We start from the raw sequence: 6151 nt of genomic DNA on the forward strand, positions 1-6151 counted from the left end.
TTCGAATTCCCCTGGGGGTATGCGAATCCAAGTCGAAGTAGTGATTTCAGAGTGATTAATTTCACTTTGACTAACTCACTTGATTTGAGTCAAAACCAAATCAAGGCAATGATTCTGGAGTGACTAACCTCACCCTGGATAATTTGATCGACTTGGATTAAAAAAAATAAAGCCGGGACTGTTAGTTGTTCAGTTCCGGCTTTTTGTTTTGATTTTTTCGCGCTGGTGGTCGTGGTCGATCGTCTCGATTGAGCAGGGCTTCATATGCCCTCTGATGTTCGGCTGCATTGATCCATCGGTGATAGATGCGGCTATGCACTTCTTCTGAGTGCCCCATTTGTTGAGCGGCTAATGTTCGTTTGAGTCCATATTCCATACTGCGGATTGCCCATCGGTGGCGCATGTCGTAAAGGTGGAAGGGTAAGCCAAAATCGCTGAAATAGCTGGTAGCACTGTGTCCTACTCGGTCATTTGAGCGGTTTAGATTGACGTTGGGAAGCTGCACCTGGTGCAAGTCGAATTCGTCAAACCATTCGGGATGAAAGGCCCAGACCTGACGGAACCCGGTCTTAGTTTCGTTCTCAACCCAGAGAATGCGATCGCGCTGCCGTAAGCGTTCAAAATCTAGCCTGAAAGTCTCGTGTGGTCTAAGTCCGTAGGTTGCGAGAATGCCAAATATCCATTTCCAACCGGGGTTAGACAGTCGATCGAACCATTCAACAATCAGATCATCACTGGGAATGTCACGAGGCGAGACGCTTTTAGAAGAATACTTTCCTTTATAAGGGGATGGATCATAGTCAAGTTTTGCGAACCGGGCGATCGCGCCATAAACCATGCAAGCCCGAACTCTAGAGCGAGTGTTGACAGTGGATTTGAGAACGAATTGGTGTAACAGTTCAGAGGTTAAAGGTTCGTCTTGTGGGAGGTGTTTGAGCATTTTCCAATACTCGGTTCTCCATGTTGTTTCTGAGCTACCACGCTGGAAGTAGTCTTCTCTAAATCTTTCTATCCAGTAGTGGCAACTATGGGGCATTGACTAATAGAAATTGACAGTAAAAATTGCACGAAAAAAAGTCATCGATCGCTGTGTCAGCAATGATGTTTTGAAGCGAGTGTGAGTTCCGTGACGGGTGTGTTAGACCCGTTTCGCCTATTCGCTAGGGAGGCTCATCAGACGGTAAGACTATTCCTGATTGCGTTGCAGGATTTCTAGAATGCGGCGATTTTCGGTTTGAAGTCCGCGTACTTCTGATTGAATTTCACGAACTTCAGTTTGCATGGTTTCAATCACTTGGAAGGTTTGGATTTGTACTTGTGCCATGCGATCGACTGCTTGCATTGTGGTTCTAAGCTGTTGGCTATTGTCGTAGACAACATCAATCAGGCGATTGAGGGAGACTTTGACATCAAGCATGTCTGTCTCTAATGATTCAACTCTTGTGGTTAGATTGTTGGGTTGTTCGGGGGTGTCAGTCATAATAGAAAGGTGTCTTTTCGATGTTCTTTAAATCCCCTCTGGAGTGGCTTCCGGAGGGGATTTTTAATGAGATAGATGACGTGGAAGATTCTGCTATGCAGTTGCACTCAATGCGACGATCTCTTTCAGCTTGCTTTTCTTCTCCAGGTGTTCAACTCTTGAGTTTAGAGCGGCGGGGAACCGGATTCCTAAATGCTGAGAAGCCTCGTCAAAAGAGATAGGGTGATTCAAGCTCCAAAAGAAACTTAAGGTTTTCTGTTGGCTTTTTGGCAATCCGTCAGTGTTGCGATCGAGCAACTCAAATGAACGATTTCCGATTTCAACAATCATTTTGACCTCTGTTTATTCTGGAATTTTGTAGATATCAGCCTGATCAAAGTACGGCTCATCTACGTCTGTATGCTCCCATGATATGGCTTTCTCATTGTTGGAAACATCCTCGTCATACTCTCCCCAGTCTTCAATGAAAGTATCAACTGGTGCGGTTGTTCCGGCTGTGGCGTAGGCTGCATCGTTTCGCTCATCGCTTCCGGGTTCAAAGTCGTCTGCATCAGCAGGAATCTTTGGCATGATGAATGTACCTCGATAATTTTGTAGTTGTTGGGGTGTGGCCAGGGTTGTAGTTTGAGCGCTTCCGCCCTGGTCATTGATTTGGGGATAGAAGGCTGATAGAGGCGACGGTATCTGTTGCCCGATCGCTCACTACCGCTATCTCTCCGTCTTCAGTCATGTAGAAGTCGGTTGAAGTCGCATCGTCAAATCGGTTTGGGTAGCCGACTCTTCCAAGCAGCGATCGCATTCGATTCCCCGGCGCGGTGTTCATTAAAATCGTGGCTCGTCGATCCCGATAAGTAGGCTTTGCAGGTTTCGGAGCAGGCTGATTACCCAAAGAGGTGGGCATCTGATCGGCTGATGCCATCGTCGGGGGCGGCGCGGCGCAGGGGATAATCGCCGATCCGTCACTTCGTCCAACCGGAGGAATGTTTTGGGGGACGGGAAGCGGTGTCTCTTGAGCTTCTACACTGTTGCCGTAGGAGGCACTCCAGCGAGAAACAGCATCCAGGAATGAAGCATCGGCTCTTACTGATAAGAGGGGGATGATAGGCAGCCCCCCTAGTACAAAGCCGAGCATGAATTTAATTTGAGCGTTGGTCATGAGTCCTTTGCTGAGAGTGTGAGTATCTTGGGGACAAAACATTGAAAAGTGTGAGAAGCACGATCGCCCAAAACATCGTTCGCTTTAGCCGATAGTTTCTTAGTTCAGTTCTCGGAATGTTCTCGGAATGTTCTGAGAAGTTTCCGAGAATTCCTAGAACAAAGAAGCGATCAGTTGCTTTGGGGTAGTCACCTCCGGTAAAGCACACTGCTCGTCAAGCTGCTCATAGTCACCAATCATCTGGTTAATGAAATCGTTGAAAGCCTTGTCAGCCTCTACACGAGTCTCTAGATAGCCTTTAACCTTGCTTGCTAGCTCGGCTTTAGCGATCGCGCTGCCTTCCTGGTAGCCCGCTTCAGTCCGTTGAGACAGCAGTGAGCCTGATTCCTGTATTACTGCTGTTCTCAGTGCTAAGTTCTGATTTTGGTCTGATTCCGTTTGCGCTTCCTGCGCTTCCCGATTCCGCCTCTCCTCCATACTCAGAACGTTCTCAGAATCATTCTGAGTAACCTCAGCTTTTCTCGGATTTGGTGTGAGAGTGCCATGACGACAAGCGTTAATTAAGTCCTGATCGACATCGTTGAAGTAGGTTCGATTGCGTTCACCGGGTTGTCCAATTTCGTAGCCAAGCTTTCTAACTTTTGCGACCCAGTTGGTGAGCGATCGTGAGTCGATTTTCCAGAACTCTGCTAGTTGTTTGGTATGCATTGACATATTGCTGTCAGCATAGATAGCGTCATTGACTGCTGCATTTTTCATGTGTGTCTCCTGATTTGGATTGAACAAAACAAAGGTCGATCGTCTCCATAGCTAGTGGAGGCGATCGACCTTTTTTAATAGAAATAAAAGCCTGAAATCCAGACATAATTGGATTGCTCCATTGGGTTAAACGTCGGTGGGGCCATCCAGGGAGAGGTCAGAACTCTGCCCTGGTTTTGATTTTTGCTGAGGTGTAAGCAGATTACGCTTCAGCGTTTTTGTTTGGGCCGAAGTTTGCCGGGAGATCGTGAACCGAACATTCCAGCAAAGTACATAGTTTCTGAATTTGCTGAATGGTTAGACGAGGTTCACTCCTGCCAGATGTCCAGTAGTAAACCGCTCTTGGGGATATCCCTAGAGCTTCAGCAACCTCATCTGCTGTCTTCTGCTTGTCATGTAATAGGCTCATGAACGGTGAGTCATGACGATTTCTATTCATCTTAACTGAAACACAGTTCACTGAACTAGATTTCAGTTAGAATTTTCTAAGCTGAAACGCAGTTCAGTGAAATAAACAACAAACAGCACGAAGTGACCGTGTGAATCCGCACACGTTGCCTAGAAGTTGTTTGAGGGAATGCAGTGTTGCCCCATCGCCTGGTCTTGCTGCATTCCCAATAATCGCTCAAATGCTTACCCCATGATCAATTCAGCTATTTCAGGAGTGCCAATGACCCAAGAGAATGAGACCGCGATCGACCTGGAAGCGATCGGACTTGCTGGTGAGGATGCGATCGAGCCTGCTGCGAATGACGAAATCGACCAAATTTTCATCTTGTTCAGAAAACTCCCTCGATGGCGGCAATTAGCCGTTGTCGAACGTATGCAAGTGTTTCTTGACCACAGGCCAGAGCCAAGCTTTCACGGCGATCTCTCCGAGTTACCCGCAAGGGGTCGGTTCGAGTAATAAAAAAGCGATCGCCCCTCATCCCTCATCCCTCATCCCTTTATGAACTTCTTAGACATCAGCAACGCCGATCGACTCAGACGCTATCCCTCTGGTAAATGCCCTCTCTGTGGAGGGGATGACTTTACCGCATACCTCACAGTTGACGAGGGAGAAGTTGTCGAGCATGGACTGGAATGCACTGGCTGTACCGAACAATATCGAATCGAGCAGCCGATCGCCTGGATCGATCACGAATCTATCTACCGCCAATAAAAAGGCGATCGCCTCCAATTAGCGATCGCCCTCAAAAAATCTGCCGAACACTTAATCAAACATTAACCATGATCCAAAACCTCTAAATCAAAAGCCTGTCTGTCAGATCCCCATCGTCCAGTCAGGCTTTAAATTTTTGCTTCTTGAAGCCCAACCATCAAACACGAATGCGTTGGGGCATTCTTCCGTGTGCTCACTGAAAAGCACCCAGTCAAGCAAATTCACAACAAACTTACCGGACAAGCAAATGGTAGCAGAATTCAAAAGACCGACTAGCGATCGCCGCATCACCGATCTCCAAATCAATGCACAGATGCTCCTTGAGGAGGAGATTTTAGAAGCTGGTCTAGAGCAGCACTTCGACCCAAATAAAGGCAAATTTCAATTAGCTCAGATCGCGAAATGGACAGGTGTACCAGTCGAAACAGTCGAACAGATCGCCCACTCGCTGGTGAGCCGTCGCGTGGGAGTGGACTTAGAAGAGTCCGAGTTCAACAGCATGATCGAACAGGTTAGAACGATCGAGTCAGTCCTCGACGACGGCTTCAAAGAATTCAAGCTTGAGAAACTGGCTAGACGCTACAAACTCCCCAAGACAGCCATGATGAACTGCTTTTATAAGGCGCTCATCAATCAGGCACCCTTCATCGCTTATGGAGTCGATGACCTTGATCAACTTTGCCGTCACGAAAAAGACTGGCTAGTCAGCGGCTGGATTCCAAAAGGGATTGTCCTGCTGCTTCACGCGATGGGCGGCGTGGGCAAGTCGCTAATGATCTATGAGCTAATCGAGTGCATCGCCAAAGGTCAACCCTGGAATGGCTACCAGATTTCTCAAGGGCGCGTTCTCATTCTTCAATCCGATGAACCCGTGGTCGTGACCCGTGAGCGGATGCAAATCAGGCAACTCACCAATCATCACCCCGTCGAGGTCGTACCCGGCTGGCAAGTCGAAAACATCGCCCGATTAGAGGCTTACCTCAAGAAATATCAGGAAGCAGGTGATCCGGTTAGCTTCTGCATGATCGACTCGGTGACCTCAATTAACCGCAACACCCTGATCAGCGAAAACGATACCGAATACGCCCGCTTCATGCTGCAACTCAATGATTTGGGCGATCGCTACGGCTGTGCCTTCTGTGTGATCCACCATTCCAACTCAGAAGGCGAATCGAGAGGCACAAAAGCCCTCTACAACTCAGCTTCAGAGGTTTGGGGACTGCTGCTGACCGACGAGCGGAGCGGCGATCGCGTCCTTCGAGTCCAGAAGACCAGAATGGGCCGTCCGCCAGGTCGCTACGTCTTCCGGTTTGATGAAGACCGATTCACCTTTGAGTATCTGGGCAAAGAAGGATCGGAGAACGAGGAAGAAACCATCCACACCGAAAAGCGGATCGAACTCTGGCTAAACGAAGACGATCGCCGAGGTGTTCGCTATGAGATTGAGGAGATGGCTCAATGTTTGAACATAAACAAAAACACAATCCGACGTGTCCTCAAAGAGATGTGGGCAAAAGGGATGGTAAGCAGGTGTCTAAAAGGACAAGGTAATACAATGTTGTATTACCTTGAAGTATGTCGATCGGTCGATCGA

9 protein-coding genes are annotated in these 6151 nt (G+C 48.0%); 3 read left to right on the plus strand and 6 right to left on the minus strand.

All coding sequences use genetic code 11. The annotated features are described in order from the left end of the window. Window positions 1-181: 181 nt before the first annotated feature. The 6 genes from ACKFKH_RS32365 to ACKFKH_RS32390 form a co-directional block, all read right to left on the minus strand. Window positions 182-940, minus strand: coding sequence for a hypothetical protein (locus ACKFKH_RS32365; protein WP_446862505.1), 759 nt, complete (start codon window positions 938-940; stop codon window positions 182-184). A 246-nt stretch (window positions 941-1186) separates the two neighbouring features. Then, window positions 1187-1480: a hypothetical protein gene (locus ACKFKH_RS32370; RefSeq protein ID WP_446862506.1), complete on the minus strand. Its 294-nt coding sequence runs from the start codon at window positions 1478-1480 to the stop codon at window positions 1187-1189. 342 nt (window positions 1481-1822) lie between these two features. After that, entirely contained in the window at window positions 1823-2050 is a 228-nt protein-coding gene (locus ACKFKH_RS32375) for a hypothetical protein (protein WP_446862507.1), read from the minus strand. Between the two features lie 73 nt (window positions 2051-2123). Beyond that, window positions 2124-2636 (minus strand): hypothetical protein, encoded by a 513-nt coding sequence (locus tag ACKFKH_RS32380; protein WP_446862508.1) that lies wholly within the window; start codon window positions 2634-2636, stop codon window positions 2124-2126. 153 nt (window positions 2637-2789) lie between these two features. Next, the gene (locus tag ACKFKH_RS32385) at window positions 2790-3395 is read right to left on the minus strand and encodes a hypothetical protein (protein WP_446862509.1); all 606 of its coding nucleotides are present in this window, start codon (window positions 3393-3395) and stop codon (window positions 2790-2792) included. Between the two features lie 202 nt (window positions 3396-3597). Further along, window positions 3598-3834, minus strand: a complete 237-nt coding sequence (locus tag ACKFKH_RS32390) for a helix-turn-helix transcriptional regulator (RefSeq protein WP_446862510.1) — start codon at window positions 3832-3834, stop codon at window positions 3598-3600. Between the two features lie 231 nt (window positions 3835-4065). On the opposite strand from ACKFKH_RS32390, the gene ACKFKH_RS32395 reads away from it, so the two are divergent. The 3 genes from ACKFKH_RS32395 to ACKFKH_RS32405 all read left to right on the plus strand — a co-directional run. Further along, complete coding sequence (locus ACKFKH_RS32395; protein WP_446862511.1) at window positions 4066-4302, plus strand: hypothetical protein; 237 nt, start codon at window positions 4066-4068, stop codon at window positions 4300-4302. Between the two features lie 42 nt (window positions 4303-4344). Then, complete coding sequence (locus tag ACKFKH_RS32400; RefSeq protein ID WP_446862512.1) at window positions 4345-4557, plus strand: hypothetical protein; 213 nt, start codon at window positions 4345-4347, stop codon at window positions 4555-4557. Window positions 4558-4804: 247 nt separating this feature from the next. Further along, a partial coding sequence (locus ACKFKH_RS32405) for an AAA family ATPase (RefSeq protein WP_446862513.1) occupies window positions 4805-6151 on the plus strand: 1347 nt, incomplete at its 3' end.

It is taken from the genome of Phormidesmis sp. 146-20, assembly GCF_052939475.1.

Bases quoted from the DNA above. Each gene is read 5' to 3' on its own strand.
- ACKFKH_RS32375 (WP_446862507.1), bottom strand. From the start codon at position 2,050: ATGCCAAAGATTCCTGCTGATGCAGACGACTTTGAACCCGGAAGCGAT.
- ACKFKH_RS32370 (WP_446862506.1), bottom strand. From the start codon at position 1,480: ATGACTGACACCCCCGAACAACCCAACAATCTAACCACAAGAGTTGAA.
- ACKFKH_RS32400 (WP_446862512.1), top strand. From the start codon at position 4,345: ATGAACTTCTTAGACATCAGCAACGCCGATCGACTCAGACGCTATCCC.
- ACKFKH_RS32385 (WP_446862509.1), bottom strand. From the start codon at position 3,395: ATGAAAAATGCAGCAGTCAATGACGCTATCTATGCTGACAGCAATATG.
- ACKFKH_RS32365 (WP_446862505.1), bottom strand. From the start codon at position 940: ATGCTCAAACACCTCCCACAAGACGAACCTTTAACCTCTGAACTGTTA.
- ACKFKH_RS32390 (WP_446862510.1), bottom strand. From the start codon at position 3,834: ATGAATAGAAATCGTCATGACTCACCGTTCATGAGCCTATTACATGAC.
- ACKFKH_RS32395 (WP_446862511.1), top strand. From the start codon at position 4,066: ATGACCCAAGAGAATGAGACCGCGATCGACCTGGAAGCGATCGGACTT.
- ACKFKH_RS32380 (WP_446862508.1), bottom strand. From the start codon at position 2,636: ATGACCAACGCTCAAATTAAATTCATGCTCGGCTTTGTACTAGGGGGG.